Consider the following 18,707-nt stretch of genomic DNA (forward strand, 5'->3'; position numbering starts at 1 on the left):
TAAATAAAAACTCCCTGATCTCTACTTATGGAAATCAGGGAGTTTTTTTATTTCAAGATAGCTTCAATCTTTTCCAATTCTTCGTCCGAAAATTGAAGTTGTGATAGACTTCCAATATTTTCTTCCAACTGATGTGGTGAACTGGCACCTACAAGAACGGTTGTCACAGACGGATTATTGAGTAACCAAGCAATAGCCATTTGTGATAGCTTTTGCCCCCTTTCCAATGCGATTTGGTGTAATGCTTTAATTTGATCCAGGTTATTTTCTACTGCTTCTAAGTTGAGATATGTATTGTTTTTCTTCGCTCTTGAATCATCTGGAATACCATTGACATACTTGTTTGTAAGCATGCCTTGAGCCAAAGGAGAAAAAACAATCGACCCCACATTTAATTCACTTAATTTCGGCATTAAGGCAGATTCAACTTCTCTTTCAAACATAGAATATTTTGATTGATGGATTAATAGAGGAGTACCCATCTCTCGCAACATATTTGATGCCTTTTCTGTGTCTTCTGGACTATAGCGAGATAAACCTATATATAGTGCCTTTCCTTGTTTTACAATTTGTGATAAAGCACTCATCGTTTCTTCTAAAGGGGTTTCTGGATCTGGTCTATGATGATAAAATACATCTACATACTCCAATCCCATCCTTTTTAAGCTTTGATCTAAACTAGCTATTAGGTACTTCTTAGATCCCCAATTGCCATAAGGACCAGGCCACATATCATACCCTGCTTTTGTGGCAATAAATAGTTCATCTCTATAACTTTTGAAATCCATATTGAGGATCCTACCAAAGTTTTCTTCAGCAGATCCATAAGGAGGCCCATAGTTATTGGCTAGGTCTAAATGTGTGATACCTAGATCGAATGCTTTTCTAAGAATGTTTCTTGCATTACCAAAGTGGTCATTATAACCGAAGTTGTGCCACAAGCCTAAAGAGATCTTTGGCAATAAAATACCACTGTTTCCACAACGTTGATACTCCATTTTCTCGTATCGGTTTTCATTGGGAAGGTATGGAGTAACAGGGGCTTTATCAGATATGTTCATTTCAGGGACTTTGTAATTTATTTCTAATTGGTATTAAGTATTCTAATTTCACTATTAGTTTTTTAATTAAAAAGAGATAGTCAATAGATTATCTAATCTCTATGATCTAGAGTGATGTCGTTTGTTTAATACAAAGTAGATCTACAGTGCTATAATGTTACAATTCTACATTGTTCAAAATTCTCCTCTTCAAACGTATCGAAAGTCCAATCACTTAAAGCTTTTAATACAGGTAACAAACCTTTCCCTTTTTCAGATAGCGAATATTCGACTCTAGGTGGTACCTCAGGGTATTTAGTTCTAATGATTAACCCGTCTTCCTCCAGCTCTTTTAATTGTTCAGTCAATACCTTTTTAGATATAGTAGGGGTAAACATCAAAAGTTTACCAAATCGCATACTTCCATTTGCTAATAAATAAAGAATTATTGGCTTCCACTTCCCTCCAATAACGTTCATTGCATAGACTAATGAACACATATTTGGATTGTCAATCACTTTTCTTCCCATAGGTTACATTTTGGTTACCACTATTTTTTTAGAATTCAACTTTAATAGTTTCAAATATAAACTATTGATAGTTTCTTTGTGAAACTAAAATACAAAACAATTTTAAAGACATGAAGAAAATATTAATAATTAACGGACATCAGTACTACGAATTCTCTGAGGGTAAGTTGAATGCATCTTTTATTGAAAAGGCAAAAACGATTTTAAACGAAGAAAACTTCGAAATAAAAGAAACAGCTGCATCAGAAAAATATGATGTAAAAGAGGAGGTTGAGAAATTTATCTGGGCGGATATTGTCTTTGTACAAACCCCTTTAAATTGGATGAGTGTATCATGGAGTTTTAAGAAATACTTGGATGATGTTCTTACACTAGGAATGATGGGTAGTATGTCGAAAGGTGATGGTAGAACTTCGGAGAACCCTAAAAACAATTATGGCCTTGGTGGGTTATTGGAAGGTAAATATATGTTTTCTGTCACAGCAAATGCCCCAAAAGAAGCCTTTAATAACCCTGATGAAAAATTCTTTAATGGAATCTCAGAGGATGATTTATTACTTCCTATGCATTTGAATTTTAAATGGTTTGGACTAGAACCCCTTGCCACTTTCTTTTCTTATGATGTGATGAAAAACCCTGAAGTTGAAAATGATTTTATACGTTTCGAAAATCATATTAAAGAAGAATTAATCAATAAATCAAAGTAAAAGAGCATTATGGAACTTCAAAAAAGCTTAGACCGTTTAAAAGCGAAAATAGAAGGAGGCATGCCAGAAGAGTATGTCAAAATTATGCACCAAGCGACAAAGGACCTTGAAGATTCAGGCATTGGTGAAGGAATTTTAAAAGTAGGAGAAAAAGCTCCAATATTTTCCTTACCTAATCAGGAAGGCGAGCTTGTTTCAAGCGAAGAATTATTAAAGAATGGACCACTAGTATTAACCTTTTATAGAGGAGTGTGGTGTCCTTACTGTAACACAGATTTGGCCTACCTTAATAAATTTTCTAAGGAAATCTCTGAACTAAAAGGAACAATTGTTAGCATCTCTCCTCAGATTGCTGATAACAATAAATTAATAGTAGAAAGACAACGTTTAAACTATGATCTACTAAGCGATAAGGGGAATGAGGTGGCAGAACAGTTTGGGCTAAGATGGGAATTACAAGAACCATTAAAGTCTTTGTATAATGATCAATTCAATATAAATCTGCCTGCTTATAATGGTGAAGACTCTTGGTCATTGCCGGTACCTGCTCGATTTATCGTCAACCAAGATGGAATTATCGTTTACGCTGAATATTCAGTGGATTATACTAAAAGACCTAACTCGGATGTACTAATCGATGAGTTGAAAAAGTTATAGTTCAATAAACTTTACGGCTTAAGAAAATGGTTCATCTTTCAAGTAGGAATCGTTTTCTTAAGTTTTATTCTGCTCCTCTTATTTCTGCCATTCTCATGGGCATGCTATCTATTTTTCGGCAAAGGTCCTCGTAAGTGAATAGATCATTTTGCATTAATTTTACTCCGTTATCCAAACCTATTAAGACTACTTCAAAGTCGGATTTAGAAGTTAGCTTTAGTTGTGGATTAGAGAGCGTTTTCCATTCTGATAAATGGCAATCTGAAGTATAATCTGTGATCCTATATTTACCACCAACTATTTCAAAAAGTACAATTTTCCTTTCTGCTAATCCATCTTCATTTCCTTGAAATTCTTTCAACTGTTTTTGAAACTTGTGATGAGTTAAACTGATTGATTTTACAATAATTATTCTATTGTCCCATCGATACTTTTTAAGATCTTGAGCACTTAGTATTAATGAAGTTAGCATAATCAATAGGGTAGTGGTAACGATTTTAATCATGATATTAAAGCAGGTTTCTATTCTTAATAATCATAAGAATAAAATAATGTTTTAAATGGGAGTACAAATCAAGATTTCACTAAAATAAAAAAGCACCACCGATGATACTACATCGATGGTGCTTTTTGTATTACAATATGATTCTACCAATCAATTGGGAAATAATCTTTTAAGAATTTTCCAGACCAATGTTTTCCAGAATTGATACCATCGATCAGTGGATCAAGTACTCTGGCAGCACCATCCACAATATCTAATGGCGGTTGGAAATCATGTACTTCTTCTTTTTTCTTAGAGATATGAGCAGGATCTTCATCTGTTACCCATCCCGTATCAACCGCATTCATGTATATACCTTCCTTGGCTAAAGTAGCAGCTGAAGTATGCGTTAACATGTTCAATGCAGCTTTTGCCATATTGGTATGTGGATGACGGTCTTCTTTATGGAAACGGTGGAATTTACCTTCCATTGCAGATACGTTAATGATATGTTTTTTACCCGTATTATCTGCTTGCATTAACTTAGATAAACGGTTACATAATACAAATGGTGCAATAGAGTTAACCAATTGAACTTCTACCATCTCTGGTGTTTCAATTTCTCCGATTCTTAACCTCCAGCTATTGGTTTTTCTAAGATCTACTTGTTGTAAATCAACATCTAATTTACCTTCAGGGAAGACTTCTTTTGTTTGAATAGAGTTATCAAAACTATATGGAATCTGTGAAAGTTTTGCGGAAGCTCGGATACCGATACCTGCTTCAGTAGTACTCCATTTTACAGGTAAACGTCTATTTTTTGCACTAGAGCTATCTTCAGATAAATCTTGTAGCTGTTCTAAACAATATTGATGTTCAGATAACAAGTGTTGTGTCTCTGGAGCTAATAATGCGAAAGGCTTTTCTTCATCGTCCATCATATGAGCATAGAAACCAGAAGGTCTTCTTACTGTTTGTGCAGCGTTATTGATAAGAATATCCAAACGACCGTACTTTTGCTCTATATAATTACAGAATATTTCTACACTTGGGATATGTCTTAAGTCAAGACCATGAATTTTTAGGCGGTCTTTCCAAACATGATAATCCTCTTCTTTCGAAAATCTTTTTGCAGAATCTACAGGGAAACGAGTTGTAGCGACAACCGTTGCTCCTGAACGAAGTAGAATGAGAGTGATATGATAACCAATCTTTAATCTCGAACCTGTTACTACGGCAATTTGCCCAGTGAGGTCAGCCTCTTGGAAGCGTTTTGCATAGTTAAAGTCTCCACACTCAGGACACATCTGATCATAAAAATGATGCAATTGAGTGTATTCCTTTTTACATACATAACAGTTTCTCGGAGATTCCAATTGTGGCATATCAACAGGAATGTTATGTTCTTCAAGAATTTTTGGAGCAATGAAAATATGATTTTCTCTAGCACTTCTAATTCCTGTGAATTTACGAGCATGACGGTCTTTTTCTTGTTGTTTTCTTTTGGCCGCCTTCTTTTTATCCTTACGTCTACTTTCAAATTCATCACGGTTGGGTCTTGTAAGTTTCCCTGCCGCCTTCATTAAAGCAATACGTTTCTCCTCAGGTATTTCGAATAATATATTGGTATTCTCAAGTATATCTTCCAAGATAGAAGTACACTTTTCAATATCAGATTCGTTAATATTTTTTTTCTCTTCTTCCTGCATTTTTCTTTCCTTCAATAAAAATATGTCACCAAAGGTAGGAAATAACTTATATATATTTTGATTGAAGTAATATCCAATGAAAAATCTCCGAATAAATCACATCTGTTATAGATTTTACCCACAAGAAAGAACGTTGTATTAAGGTTTATTGTTGAGTTAAAGTGACCTCACATGTATTGATTTTGATGACATCATTGTTATCTTTATTTCATTATAAAAACACCAATTATTAATCCATGGAATATTTAGAATTAACCTCATACGAAGCTGAAATCAAAAATCTTGAAACACTATTTCAGCAAACTTTTGGAGATGCTGAAGGAGCAGCAGAAGGTAAAAATATTGGGCAATTGGTCCATGGATTGTTAACGACCACTCCTAAAGACGAAATCCGAGTTTTTGTAGCTAAAAATGATGAAGAATTTATAGGTAGTATTTTACTTACAAAGTTTGGTAACGAGCAAAATATTAATGCCTATTTATTGTCTCCTGTTGCTGTTAGTACAAAACATCAAGGAAAGAAAATAGGTCAGCAATTGATCAATTTTGCATTTTCACAGTTAAAGGTTGATGGAGTAGAAACAGTGGTTTCTTATGGTGATCCTAACTTTTATTCGAGAGTAGGTTTCCAGCAAATTACAGAAGAGGTAATTACTTCCCCTCATCATCTAAGTTTTCCTATTGGTTGGATAGCTGCTCCTTTACAATCGGATCAGATTACTCCCATGGTAGGAAAAAATACTTGTGCTCCAGCTTTAGATGATCCTAAATTTTGGTAAATATCATCTAAGCAAGCCTTCGTTTTGTTTTTAGAGGAAAAGAATGTCTAGTGGTATGCAGTATTTGTGATTGAATGGGTATTTTATTAAAATGATATAAAGAACCTAAAAACCAATTATACAATGCAGGAACCTACTAAAGAACAAGAAGAAGTGGCTATCAAAAAAATCATTTCCATGATCAATGCTAACGGAGGGCCTAATATCGGCCATTACCTGAGTCATTATTTGGAACTGGATTATCATTATAAAACATCCGAAGGAAAAGGACAGCTGTCTAGAGTAGGTGTCTATGAATATACCTTCGAGAGTAAAGTACCTGATGAAGAAAATATTCAGTTGATTCGTGAAAAGTTTGAATTCACTGATGAGGACTAAACAAAAATCCCGAATAGAAATCGTCTATTCGGGATTTTTGTTTACTGCATTGGAGTCGACCACAACATAAAGTTCTCTTCATGATTAATTCGCCTTGCATTGGGCTGCTGACTTCCATCTGATTGCTCTTTTACCTCTTTTGATACATAATTTAAAAGTTCCTCCACAGTTACTTTATTGTCTTTATTATTGTCTGCTACTGTATTAGAAATAGCCTGTCTAAGGTAATAAGTAAATAGACCGTTGTTATATTCTTCACCTTCCGATGCATATTCATTTCCGCCTGCACTTGAAATAATTGTTGCTCCTGTATCTCTTCTTAAATCTGTGAAAATATTCTGCATAAATTCAAAAGAAGAAGTAGTGGGTAGAGGGAGTTTGGGAACAAGCCCTCTGGCATAAGAAGAGACAATTTTCACTTCATTATTTTCAGCAAGAGGTGTGGTAGGAGATGTATCCAATTCACCAGAATGACAAGCATCGATAATCACTAGCTTTTTCCTTGCAGGAATACCGTCCAGAATATCAATAAAATCCTCATATTTCAGTCCCAACTTCTGAGGTTGTCTAAAGTTAATATCATATGTGGTTAAATAGTATTCATAATTCAGATCCAACATACCATGTCCAGCATAATAAAGGAGAATTTTATCATCGACCTGAGTACCCTGCAATTGTTCCTTGATAGCAAGTATTTTTTCTTTCGTCACTTCCTCGTTGGTCAATAAGATAGGAGTAATATGATGCCCTTTTTCTTTTAAATCACTGACGATATCTCTAGCATCTTTATCTGCGTATTGTAAGTTCATGGTGCTGTCTTTGTAGTGTGAAATACCAATACTAACAACATAAAAAGTACTCGAAGTTTGTGATTCACAATCGATAAAAAACTCATCTTTTAAGGATGTATTTTGATTATCTGAACGTACTGCAACTTCTACCTTATTTTTCCCATCATTTAATGTAAGAGTTATTTCTTTGTTGATGTTGGAAGAAGGGGCCGTTAATTGAAGACCTTTTTTTCCATAGATTGCGACGTTATTTACCCAAACATCTACTGTTGTAATGTTCGATTGGTCGATTGTTTTTGCCTCTATTGTGAAAGAGAAAGGTTTGCTGTCAACACTAACAGGGATTTTATCTTTATGAATAGCAACCGTAGGCAGGGCATCGATTTTAGGGAATTGATCACTCAGCTTTAGTTTTTCTAAGCGTTTCTGAAAAGCAAGCTGTGCCTGATGAATATAATTCTTATCGGTACCTTCAATGCCTTCTAAAACCAAGTCAGGTCGATTAAACCATACATCAAATTGATCATACGGATAAACATTTAGCCCTTTTTTAAATACAACATTATCTACGGCACCTTTGTCCGACATATAATACCCATCATTATTAATAATACTCAAACCGTCATTTCCCGAAGATTGAAGTTGATATTTTAAAACATGGTCTTTTAAAGAATATACGCTGATTTTTTCATCAGAACTTAAAATATAGAGTTCATCCTCAGACAATTCTAAATTCTCAATATTACTATCGATGGTAAAAAGTACTTCCTGTTGTTTATCATGAATAGCATAGCTGATTACTTCATTTTTAGTGCTAATGATAAACAATGTATTTGTAGGTATATGGTATTTAAAGAGTTTATTCTTAATCTCTTTAAAATTCTTCAGTACAAATTGTTTGTTCTTAAAATCATAGATATTGATACCATCATTTGTCTGGTATATTTGATACCCTTTATCGACCAGCAGTTGGTAGTTTTTAAAGTATTTCTGTAAGTCCTTCTTATTAAATTCTTGATATTCTGACAAAGGGTAATCAATAGCATTTAGTTTAGTGCGTTTTCCACTTTTTACATCATACTTTACAAGCTTAGTTTCGATTTTATTTGCCTTTTGATCCTTGGTTAATTCCATTAAGAAAAAGGTATTTTGATCCGATTGATCATCTAAATTGGTGATTACTTCAGTACTAAAAATCTCATAGTTTTTCTTTAATGCGATATCATACCCAGCGAAGTATCTTTTTTCATTTAAGTTATAGGTGTAGATAATATGATTACCTCTTAATAAAAATTTCCCTAATTGAATTTTTTCTACATGAAGTCTAAATAGCTTTTCAGAATGACCCGTTGATAAGTTTTCGATATAGACATAGGGTTTTGATGTTAAATCTGAATGTCCTAGATAAATCATTCGGTTTTCATCCTCAGATAGATCTACATTGAAAGGATAGTTGGAAGCCTTGTCGATCTTAATGTTTTTAAGCTGTTTATTATCAATGTAAAATAATCCTTGCTTGTGATTATAAACAATGTGATTATTGTATTTTCTGAAATTATAAATATCGTTTTTAAAACGTTCAAGAGTGGATACTTCATTCTTCGTTTTATTATCAAACAGCTTGATATTTCCAAAAATATCACCCCCTACCACAATGTCGTATTTACGGTTATACCCTAAGGCTGACAACTCTTTTGTGAACTTTTTATTGGAGTAGAATTTGGTGATATCGTCATTAGCAATATTTACTTGATGAATTCCATTGTCATATCCATACGTAATCGTTCCTTCAACAATTTCGGCCAAGAAATTATCTTTAATAATTTTCAATTCCTGCTTGTTTTCATAATTGTAAACTAAAGTACAAGTACGCCCATCAACCTTTCCTACAAACATTACAAGGTGTTTCTCCTCATCTAGGTTGACCAGATTCATTGTAGAAAATGAGACTTCTGAATTCCGCTCATAATTAAAAACTGTAACTGGGTTTTTGGTGAAGTAATCTTTAAATACAGCGACTTCTTTATTTGTATATACAGCCATTAATGCTCCTGATTTGGAAAATTGTATATCAAAAATTCTATTTCCTTTAACTGGGATATTGAATGTCGTGAGTACCTTGCCTGAGTTGCCGTGGATAACATAAGGGTCGCTCCAGCCATGCATGTTGATACCAAAAATATAGGGAGTATTTGGTACTTTTTTGATCTTGTGAATACTTAAATTTCCTACATGATTGAAGTCGATTTCTCTAATTTTCTTCCCAGAGGCAATATCGTAAGTGACTAGGTTTTTCCCATTAGTGATAATTACATCTCTTGAGTTTTTATCTAGAAAAGCATCATTAATTAGATCTTCCTTCCCTTGAATCTGTGTAATGATTTTTCTAGTTTTCATGTCCAATATGTACACAATATTCTTTGATAGGGCTAGTATTAGATTCTGATCTTTACTAAACAAAATCTTCTTTATCCCTGACGAAATTGTGGATTGAAGGTAAACTTCAGGTTTATGACTATCAAGTTGTTCTACGAGTTGGGTATTTCCATCATATGTGAAACCGATGCTATCTACACTCATCGGAACATTAAGACTATCGATAAGTTGTGCATATTGAATATTCTTATCCTGATGGTATGATTTGATTAAGCTCTTTGTGTTGAGATCCCATAGAAGTGCCGTAGGGTCAAAAAATGAATTCGTCAACAAGAAATCATGGCCATTGAAGTGTTGAGTACTTAAATCTGTAATATAACCTGTATGTACTTTTGTTACTTGCTCATCTGTAATTTCTCCAATGGATAGCGGGCAACGGATTAATCTACCTCTTGAGCCTAACAGTAATTCTTGGCTATCTTCTATAAATGCAATTGATGAAACAGCTTCTCCAAATAGATTTTTATGAGTAGAAAGTAACTCAAGGTTATCATTAAATTTATATACAGACCCATTTGACGTACCTATAATTATACCGTCCTTATACGAAAGGATAGACGTTGGGAAAGACTCAATTTCTAGTTCTTTGTCTATGATAACTTTTCCTTGGTTATCGTATACTCTTACAGTTTTTAAATCTGGTAAAATACAGTAAATATGAGGTTTTGTCTGATGGTAAATAGCAGATAAAGGACGCATATTTCCAGGTATTGACCAAGAATATTTTTTAGAGAAATCATTAAAGTTCCAGACATTAACCTCTCCATTTTTATGGAAGGTTACAAAATTTTTCTCGTTAGCAACAGCCAAAGGGAGTAAATAATCTGACCAAGTAAACTCATGTTTGATGTTTTTATCTCCATCATTACCAATAAGGTATAGATTGTATAGTAAACTTATCTTATCTAATTTATTTGTATTGAAAGAAGTATATAAACTTTCTATATTTTCCTCGTATAGCACACTTCCAAAAAGGTCTAATACAGTGATTTTACTCCCATCAGTTCTGGCAAATAGATTACCAAATTGTTTGAACTTAATATTCTCATAAGGTAAGTCCCAATACCCCGAGATCAGGTATTGTTTCCAAGTTTCAGATACTCCAATAATACCATTGGTCGTTTGTACAATGTACAGCGAACCGATCATTTCAAATAGAGGGTAATTGCTAGTATTATAAGGGTAAAGTTCTCCAAAACCTATCTTGAGGTGTGGAATTTTATCTAGATATATATGATTTATTTCTTCACCGTTAAAGCTGATATGTTTAATCGATGTATTTTCATTTGATGTGAATTGATTGGGTGAAAGTAGTAAGTGAATTCCCGTTTCATTAATCTGACAACCTTTTATATATTCTTTCGAAGTGAAGACGTCCACCAATTGATCTCCTATTAATTCGAAAACCTTTACAGCATCCACAATAAATGTTCTTTTACCATCCTTACTAAACTTAATTTTAGCTAAAGACACATTTGTAGTCTGACTTTGATAATCATTAACTTCTTTTGTTTTAAGGTTGACGAAACGGATTCCAGGGTAGGCTACGATAGCTAAGGTGTTCTCATTGGATAGAGCGATATCATTACCATGACCGATAAATATTGAATCTTCTAATGCATAATTCTTTTTATTCCAGAATCTGATTTGGTCATTGACTGTGATGATATGATCCGATGTTTCGAAAATCCTTTTCACATAAAATTGGTGAGGGAGAAAAGCAATTTCTTTACCATTAATCATTGAAACTCCTCGTACATCAGAATGTACATTATCACTGATCCAGATCAGATGATTACTTTTTGAAATCATTAGATCATTGACCATCCCTTTATATTGTTGGGCATGGATACTAGAAGAGATAAGAAGAAGCGAAATAATAAAAAGTCGGAAGTAGATCATCATATAATCGTCGGGTACATGAAAAAGAGATAGGTATATATAACGAACTTAATAGATACGTCGGAGCTTTAAAAATTAGAAACATAAAAAAGGCCACCAAATAATAGGGTGTATTATTGTTTGGCAGCCTTTTACATAATGATATTTATAAAGTTATTGTTTTATTAGCTTAAAGCTTTTTTCGTCTTCTCCAGAACCAATCTTCAGAATATACATACCTTTTGAACTTTGTATATTGATAGATGGAGAAACATTACCCTGTTGAATCAATTTACCATCTGTGGTAAATAAGAAATACTTTGCATTAGGAGGGTAGTTGATGACTTGTACTGACTCTTGAAAAAGGGTAGGGAAAACGAGCATATGATCAAGTTCATCTGTAGAAGTAATCACCTCGTCTTTATCTTTTTCCGAATAGCTTAGATCTGTAGTGTAATAAGAGAAAAGATTATAGACTTGGTATCCAGAATAGAACCTTTGATCACTCTTATCTTTCCACTCCACACTATTATAATAATCATCAGGATCTCGTGGCAGGTTGAAGTATGAAAAGTCTGGATTTCCTGCAAAGGCCGAAGCTTGTATCATTCTAATTGAAAAAGGAAGCTTTAGATAAAATGGGTTGAGCTGATTTTCAATGAATGCACCTTTTCCAATATGATGTAAGCCTTCTTGAAAGTTCAGATTATCGATTTTATTGTTTTCAAATGCAAAATCTCCAATATATTTTAGGTTGGAATCGAAGAAAACTTCCTGAAGATCAAGTTGACCAAAAACACCTGATTCGTAAGGCTTGTCTGCAATTCCTTTGATTACTTCGCCATTAATCTGAGCAGGAATATCAATAATTTTTAAATCTCCTTTGTAAGAACAAGCTGTGATATACCCATCTTTTACAGTAATATCATTACTTGTCAGTTGATAGGCAATTTTTGCATAAAGTGGATAGTAGGTATACACTTGAGCGCCTTCTTCAATTGCTGTCGAAGTTTGTGAATACCAATATTTAAACCCAGGATTAGAATTTTTTGGAACAGTGTAATAAGAGAATTGGTTACTTGAGAAGGCTCTATCTCCAATATACATTATGCCTGAAGGTATTTCTATAGATGATAAGTCATTTTCTTGAAAAGCACTATTATGCAAAGAGTCCAATTCATCCGGCAACGTAATTTCTGCAATTCTATTATTCATAAAGGCAGAAGTACCAATCACTTTTACTTTTGAAGGAAGTGTTAAGTTCTGAATTGCATTGTTTGTGAAAACACCATGCCCAATATATTCTAAATCAGAAGGTAATGTCACACCAACTAATCCTTTTGAAGATAAATCACAACGTATTCCTTTAATGGATTTGTTATCAATTTTATTTGGGAATTCTAGGTGTTTGTATTTTGAGAAATCGAGTTTTACATCAATAATATTCATCTCCTCATCGGTAATGATTTCATTTTCATCGATGATCTTTTTGAATATCACTGAGTATTTATCGTTGGTCTCTTTTGTTGTATTTGAAGCTAATTGGCTTTTTGTACTTTCATTGAACCACCCAATAAAATTAGGATCATCAATTTTAGGGAAAGTAAGTGTGACATCTGGGTTTTCCGTAAATGCATATTCTCTAACAGTTCTAAGACTATTTGGAAATGTTACTGTGTTCAATTCATTATACATAAATGATCTATAACCAATGTATTCCAATCCATCTGAAAATGCGATGTCTTGGATATTGTTAGAATAGAACGCTTCCTCATCAATATACTTTATGTTACCTGGTAGGGTTATGGATGTCAATTCGTTAAAGGCAAATGTTTTAGCATATATAGTATCTACTTGTGATGGTAGCTTTATGCTCGTCAGTTGATTACTATAAAATGCCTCACGACCAATATAATGAACTTGGTCAGGAATAGTAATTTCTTCCAATTGATTCCCTGAAAAAGCATTATCACCAATATATTCTAAAGTTGCTGGGAGTTGTATCTTTTTTAGATGATAAAATCGTTGATTCGATTTCTTTGTTTCAATATAACGTAGAGTTTGTCCGTCTAAATTTTCATTTAAAATAATTTGAGAGACATTATCAGGATAACTAATTGAGATTAAAGTGTCATTGCGAACAATCACATCATCGTCTGTTGGAGTATACTTGAACTTTGCAATGTAAGTATCATTGTAGTTGGTATAATGTACTGTTTCTCCTCCTTTATATTTTCCCCAATCAATAAAATTTTCATCATCAACTATAGGTAAAGTAATTTCTTTAAACTCGGCTCCCCAAAATGCCTTTTTTTCGATTCGGATGACAGAGTTGGGAATATCCATCTTTTGTAGGTAGGGGTTATTACTAAGGCAACTTTCTCCAATCACTTGTAAACCATCATTGAATTCAAAGGTGACGAGTTTGTTGGTATAAAAAGAGGAGAACTCGATAGCAATAACATTTTCTGGAAGCTTAACTTCTGAGATGAGATTTTTGGCAAACTCATACCTTCCAATCACTTCTAACTGTTTTGGAAATTGTATTGAAAAGATGTCTTTATCATAAAAACCAGTGTTTCCACTATTATAGGCTTTAATACTTTTTACAGGATGATTTTGTAAGTATTCAGGAATGATAATATCCTTAAAATTGGGAGTAATTGTGAGCCCTACCAAGGTATCTTCTTCCATGATAACATCGTCATCTGTAAGGGTATAATATGATCGTTTGTATTTGGTACTGGTAAGGTTTTCTATTTTATCCTCGCCAACATGAGTAATGCCAGTGTACGAATCGTACCATCCAATGAAATCTGGACTATCTGAAGTGGGATATACGGCCTCAAAATCAGGATTGTTGACAAATGCATACCTACCAATATATTCTAAACTCTCGGGTAATACGACTGTTTTAAGGTTATTATTAATGAATGCATGATTGTAAATCATCTTGAGTGTAGATGGAAATTGAACTTCTTCTAAGCCTCTATTTTCAAATACATCATCGTCAATCCCAGTTACATATTGTCCATCTAGAAACTCAGGAATTATTATCTTTTTGTATTTATCATCAATGACGACACTTTTAATCACACCATCGACAACATAGGTAGAATTGCTTGTTAAAGTAAATGTATCGTCCTGTGCTTGTATTGAGGTAGTCATCAATAGGACTATCCCCAAAATGCTACTTATTTTATTGAAATATTTTGTGATTACCATTCTAGTAATATTTAGTTCGTTTGCTTTATTAATTCTTGATTACTTTGAAAACCTCAATATTCTGATCAAGGATTAATTCAATAATATATACCCCTTTTTTGTAGTTTAAATCGATCTTATTATTTACTGGAGTGATCGTAATTTCATCCACTACTTTTCCTTCTACATTGAGTACTCTGCCTTTTGCTTCTTGTTCAAGATTTCTAATATAAACGGCATTGTTTGTAGGGTTTGGAAAAACTGAAAGTTGTGGTTGTTCTACATCAGGTAAATCGGTGGGTTTCTCGGGCTTTCCTTGTGGCCTGTCGCCTTTATATACCGCTAAGTAACTGACAAAAAAGTTATTCACCTCTTCGCCATTGTTGTATTTAACATTATCTCCACTCAGCCAATAATCAAAATCGCTATCTTTTGACATAGGAAGTTTAAAAGAGGTTAACTCTTTATTTCCATAAAATGCTCCCGCCTCTATTAGTTGGATATTATTTGGAAGTTGTAGGTCCTTCAATCCACTATTTTGGAAAGCACCGGCACCAATAGATAATAATGATTGAGGTAATTCTAATGTATTGATATAATTATCCTTAAAGGCATTATCACCAATTGATATAATTCCTTCTTCTAGAATTAGGGTTCTAATACCGGCTTTATCTAAGACATCTGAACCTATACCTATTACATTTCTATTATTTAATTGTTTAGGAATATATAAATGCCAGAAATTTGAATTGCTGTAAGAGCTAACATGTGTGATAATTCCATCTTCTAAGGTCGCATCATTGCCACTTAAAGTATCTAAAAATAAGGCTTCAAAAGATACGTCTTCATTATTAACAACAGCATTGTTAGCATAAAATTGGCCTGAAGAATACCATTCTACAAAACCATCTTTTTGAATATTAGGTAATTTAAATGTTGAGATATTATTTTCTGTAAAACATCCTACACCTATATATTCTAAAGAACTAGGTAGTTCTAATTGATTAATTTGATTTCGATGAAAAGCATGATAACCCAAAGTTTTTAATTGGGCGTTTTCTTTCGGGAAATGTATTGCTGATATCTCATTATTTTCGAATGCATAACTTCCAATTTCACTTATACTTTTTGGAATAGTAATCGAAGTGATATCTCCATATTCGAAGGCATTGTTCCCAATTGTTTTTACACTTTCAGGAATAACAAGTGTCGTTAATTTGGAGTGTTTAAATGCATTATTATCGATGGTAATTAATGAAGAAGGTAGTTCAACCTCATAAGTGTTGGCATATTCAAAGGCATACTTCCCAATTTTTGTTATGCCTTCCTCGATAATAATTTTATAGGGTTTTGCCCCATTCATGATAGATCTATTATCATTACTTTCGATTTGGTAAATACTTTTATTACCTATTTTAAATGGGAATTTGATGTAAAGTTTGTCTTTTAAATCACTTGTTATTCTAACCAGTTGATTATTATTTAATTGTACATCACTCTCTTTTAAAGTGTATATATAAGCAGCAAATACTTCTTGGTGAGATCCATAATCATCTAAACGTAAGATATTATCTTTTAAGGCTTCTTCATTACCATGGTGCCAATTCATAAAATCTTCCTCAGATATTGCTGGTAGTTTTATCGATGTTAATTCATTACCACGAAATGCAGAATGATTGATATACCGTATACTAGATGGTAAGTTGACATTTTGGAGTGCATTATCTTCAAAAGCATAATAGCCTATTTCTGTAATATTCTTACCAAAATTTACCGTGGTGAGGTTATTCCCTTCAAAGCACTTAGTTGGAATAACTTCCAATTGGTCTGATAGTGTAACAGTAGTAAGATCATTATAAGAAAATGCGTCTTCTCCTAATTCATCGATATTAGATAGATCGATTTCAACTAGATTATTACCTTTGTAAGCATCACTTTGAATCGACTTCACTGTAGAAGGTAAATGCAATTGTGTTAATTGATTACCATAGAAAGCTTCAGAAGGAATTTCAGTGAGTGAGTTTGTTTTAATGGATAAATCGGAGATCCTATTTCCTTTTAAAAATCCTTTTCCAACTCTTTTAATATTTTTTGGTATTTCAATCTTTTTGATGTAGTTGAATCCTAAACCATATTCATCTATAAATTCTAAGGTTTCAGGTAGTTTGATTGCCCTGATGTTTTTATGTCTTAGACCATCTTTTCCAATACCAATGATCGTTTGCCCTCTTATCACAGAAGGTAATTTTATGTGATAGGTTTTTATTTCACTGAGATAGAAATTTGTACCTGTAATTACCCCATCTCTTACGATAAAAAAGTCATCTAAAATAGATTTATAATATTGGGTATATCTTGACTCACCCGTTGTACTGATGACATCTCCAGGAGCATTGAATTCATCACCTGCAGGATCATCCCAATAGAGGAAATCTTCTAAATTATCTGGCTGAGGTAAAGTGATTTCTTTTATATAATTCCCTTCAAAAGCATCATTGACTAAAGTATCTAATGTGGAAGGTAGCTGAACTTCTCTGATATTATTATAAGCAAATGCTTCATAATGAAGTGATTCTAAACCTTCATTAAAGGTGACACTTTCAATATCATTATGGATGAAAGCCAAGTCATCTATACGCTTTACAGAAGAAGGTATTGAAATTTGTTTGAGCTTATTACTATTAAAAGCACTTTCAAGAATTGCTTCAACACCCTCTTGGATAGTCAGTTGCTCCATACTATTTCTAGAAAATGAGCCATAACCTATCACTTTAAGACTACCGGGAATTGAAATACTCTTTAGTTGGTTATTACTGAAACTATGTTTACCAATTGTCTTTATCTCTCCTAGGTCTAATTGTTGAAGCTGATTTTCATAGAAAGCAGATTTACCTACTTCCTCAATGCCATTTGCCAATGAAAGTTGATGTATGCAATTGTTATAGAAACTGTAGTCACCAATCTTTTTTAATGTGGATGAGAACTGTAAATAGTGGATGTTTTTCTTATAAAATAAGCCATTCTTAGAACTTTCAGCACCTTGTAACTCAATAATATCTTGACCATCCAATTGAGAAGGGATAGTAATGTCATTGTATTTTTCGTCGTATTGAACGGAAGTGATATTACCTTGTTCTACTGTCACATCTTGGTCTTGTAGTGTATACTTTAAGATAGCAGTATACCCTTTGTCAAAATCAATAATTTTGTATCCTGCATCTATTTCCTCTGTAGCGGAAGATAACCAATGTGAATAGGCAGGGTCAGAATTTTCTGGAAGGATAATAAAAGCATGTTCATTATTCGAAAAAGCCCCTTGTTTAAGATATTGAATTGTAGTTGGAAGCTGAACTACCGAAATCTGATTTTCAGCAAACATATGAGTAGAAATCACTCTAACTTTTTCTTGTATTTCGAGTGTTTCGATTTCATTTTTTGCAAAAACAGAATCACCTACATCGATAGTAGAGTAGCCTAATGTGACTATAGAAATGGAATTATTATTAAAAGAGGATGTACCTATAGCGGTAATATGATCTTCTAATGAAATTTCTTCGAGTTGATTATCTCTGAATGCCCCAATTCCAATTTTTTCAACAGATTCAGGCAATTGAATACCTGAAAGTTGATTCTGCATAAAGGCATAATTACCAATATCTTTTAATGATGTAGGAAGTGTAACCTTTTGAATTCCTTTGTTATAGAAAACACCTTGAGCTGGAGTGTTATAAGATTCAATACCTATAACTTCTTGTCCGTCTAAGGTAGATGGAATGATGATGTTCGGATTCTCAAAAGAATAGGAACATAATTGAATGTAACCATTATATACGATTACGTCGTCATCATTTAAAGTGTAGTCGGTTTGAGCAAATAGATTACATGTAAGCAAGCTTACAGCAATAGTTGCTATTAATTTAGTGTACATAGAGTGCTTAAGTAAAGTTTCTACAAAAATAATAGAGAAGACGATAGCAATAAATGACTTTGACAAAGGATTCTTACATGATAATCTAATAGGCTGTTTGTCTGATAATTAAAATAGAGTTATTAAAGTATTTTTTTACTAATTCTTTTACTTTTTTCACCAATCATTTAATTCAACATTGCC

At 33.2% G+C, this 18,707-nt stretch carries 11 protein-coding genes; 4 read left to right on the forward strand and 7 right to left on the reverse strand.

What is annotated here, in order from left to right; genetic code table 11:
- Nucleotides 1-47: 47 nt before the first annotated feature.
- Both mgrA and HGP29_RS24230 read right to left on the reverse strand, forming a co-directional pair.
- Nucleotides 48-1,061, reverse strand: a complete 1,014-nt coding sequence (gene mgrA / locus HGP29_RS24225; RefSeq protein ID WP_168885045.1) for an L-glyceraldehyde 3-phosphate reductase — start codon at nt 1,059-1,061, stop codon at nt 48-50.
- A 149-nt stretch (nt 1,062-1,210) separates the two neighbouring features.
- Nucleotides 1,211-1,570: a winged helix-turn-helix transcriptional regulator gene (locus HGP29_RS24230; RefSeq protein WP_168885046.1), complete on the reverse strand. Its 360-nt coding sequence runs from the start codon at nt 1,568-1,570 to the stop codon at nt 1,211-1,213.
- Nucleotides 1,571-1,680: 110 nt separating this feature from the next.
- On the opposite strand from HGP29_RS24230, the gene HGP29_RS24235 reads away from it, so the two are divergent.
- Together HGP29_RS24235 and HGP29_RS24240 are read left to right on the forward strand one after the other, a co-directional pair.
- A complete protein-coding gene (locus HGP29_RS24235) occupies nt 1,681-2,277 on the forward strand; it encodes an NAD(P)H-dependent oxidoreductase (protein WP_168885047.1) in 597 nt (198 codons plus the stop codon).
- Nucleotides 2,278-2,286: 9 nt separating this feature from the next.
- Entirely contained in the window at nt 2,287-2,934 is a 648-nt protein-coding gene (locus tag HGP29_RS24240) for a peroxiredoxin-like family protein (RefSeq protein WP_168885048.1), read from the forward strand.
- 64 nt (nt 2,935-2,998) lie between these two features.
- Here the strand turns inward: HGP29_RS24240 and HGP29_RS24245 are convergent, their stop codons facing one another.
- Both HGP29_RS24245 and HGP29_RS24250 read right to left on the reverse strand, forming a co-directional pair.
- Nucleotides 2,999-3,439 (reverse strand): DUF4174 domain-containing protein, encoded by a 441-nt coding sequence (locus tag HGP29_RS24245; RefSeq protein WP_168885049.1) that lies wholly within the window; start codon nt 3,437-3,439, stop codon nt 2,999-3,001.
- A 143-nt stretch (nt 3,440-3,582) separates the two neighbouring features.
- Nucleotides 3,583-5,127, reverse strand: a complete 1,545-nt coding sequence (locus HGP29_RS24250) for an SDR family oxidoreductase (RefSeq protein ID WP_168885050.1) — start codon at nt 5,125-5,127, stop codon at nt 3,583-3,585.
- A 236-nt stretch (nt 5,128-5,363) separates the two neighbouring features.
- Between HGP29_RS24250 and HGP29_RS24255 the strand changes: the two genes are divergently transcribed.
- Complete coding sequence (locus HGP29_RS24255; protein ID WP_168885051.1) at nt 5,364-5,906, forward strand: GNAT family N-acetyltransferase; 543 nt, start codon at nt 5,364-5,366, stop codon at nt 5,904-5,906.
- A gap of 123 nt (nt 5,907-6,029) precedes the next feature.
- Nucleotides 6,030-6,284, forward strand: coding sequence for a hypothetical protein (locus HGP29_RS24260; RefSeq protein WP_168885052.1), 255 nt, complete (start codon nt 6,030-6,032; stop codon nt 6,282-6,284).
- 41 nt (nt 6,285-6,325) lie between these two features.
- Here the strand turns inward: HGP29_RS24260 and HGP29_RS24265 are convergent, their stop codons facing one another.
- From HGP29_RS24265 to HGP29_RS24275, 3 genes are all read right to left on the reverse strand, one after another.
- Nucleotides 6,326-11,416: a caspase family protein gene (locus HGP29_RS24265; protein WP_168885053.1), complete on the reverse strand. Its 5,091-nt coding sequence runs from the start codon at nt 11,414-11,416 to the stop codon at nt 6,326-6,328.
- 150 nt (nt 11,417-11,566) lie between these two features.
- Nucleotides 11,567-14,617, reverse strand: coding sequence for a leucine-rich repeat protein (locus tag HGP29_RS24270; protein WP_168885054.1), 3,051 nt, complete (start codon nt 14,615-14,617; stop codon nt 11,567-11,569).
- Between the two features lie 28 nt (nt 14,618-14,645).
- Nucleotides 14,646-18,524 carry a leucine-rich repeat protein gene (locus tag HGP29_RS24275; protein ID WP_168885055.1) on the reverse strand — a complete coding sequence of 1,293 codons (3,879 nt, stop codon included), beginning with the start codon at nt 18,522-18,524 and terminating at the stop codon, nt 14,646-14,648.
- Nucleotides 18,525-18,707 lie beyond the last annotated feature (183 nt).

The organism is Flammeovirga agarivorans, assembly GCF_012641475.1.
GTDB lineage: Bacteria > Bacteroidota > Bacteroidia > Cytophagales > Flammeovirgaceae > Flammeovirga > Flammeovirga agarivorans.

What these genes read in the sequence shown, in the direction of transcription:
- mgrA (WP_168885045.1), bottom strand. Translation starts at nt 1,061, where the DNA reads ATGAACATATCTGATAAAGCCCCTGTTACTCCATACCTTCCCAATGAA.
- HGP29_RS24230 (WP_168885046.1), bottom strand. Translation starts at nt 1,570, where the DNA reads ATGGGAAGAAAAGTGATTGACAATCCAAATATGTGTTCATTAGTCTAT.
- HGP29_RS24235 (WP_168885047.1), top strand. Translation starts at nt 1,681, where the DNA reads ATGAAGAAAATATTAATAATTAACGGACATCAGTACTACGAATTCTCT.
- HGP29_RS24240 (WP_168885048.1), top strand. Translation starts at nt 2,287, where the DNA reads ATGGAACTTCAAAAAAGCTTAGACCGTTTAAAAGCGAAAATAGAAGGA.
- HGP29_RS24245 (WP_168885049.1), bottom strand. Translation starts at nt 3,439, where the DNA reads ATGATTAAAATCGTTACCACTACCCTATTGATTATGCTAACTTCATTA.
- HGP29_RS24250 (WP_168885050.1), bottom strand. Translation starts at nt 5,127, where the DNA reads ATGCAGGAAGAAGAGAAAAAAAATATTAACGAATCTGATATTGAAAAG.
- HGP29_RS24255 (WP_168885051.1), top strand. Translation starts at nt 5,364, where the DNA reads ATGGAATATTTAGAATTAACCTCATACGAAGCTGAAATCAAAAATCTT.
- HGP29_RS24260 (WP_168885052.1), top strand. Translation starts at nt 6,030, where the DNA reads ATGCAGGAACCTACTAAAGAACAAGAAGAAGTGGCTATCAAAAAAATC.
- HGP29_RS24265 (WP_168885053.1), bottom strand. Translation starts at nt 11,416, where the DNA reads ATGATGATCTACTTCCGACTTTTTATTATTTCGCTTCTTCTTATCTCT.
- HGP29_RS24270 (WP_168885054.1), bottom strand. Translation starts at nt 14,617, where the DNA reads ATGGTAATCACAAAATATTTCAATAAAATAAGTAGCATTTTGGGGATA.
- HGP29_RS24275 (WP_168885055.1), bottom strand. Translation starts at nt 18,524, where the DNA reads ATGTACACTAAATTAATAGCAACTATTGCTGTAAGCTTGCTTACATGT.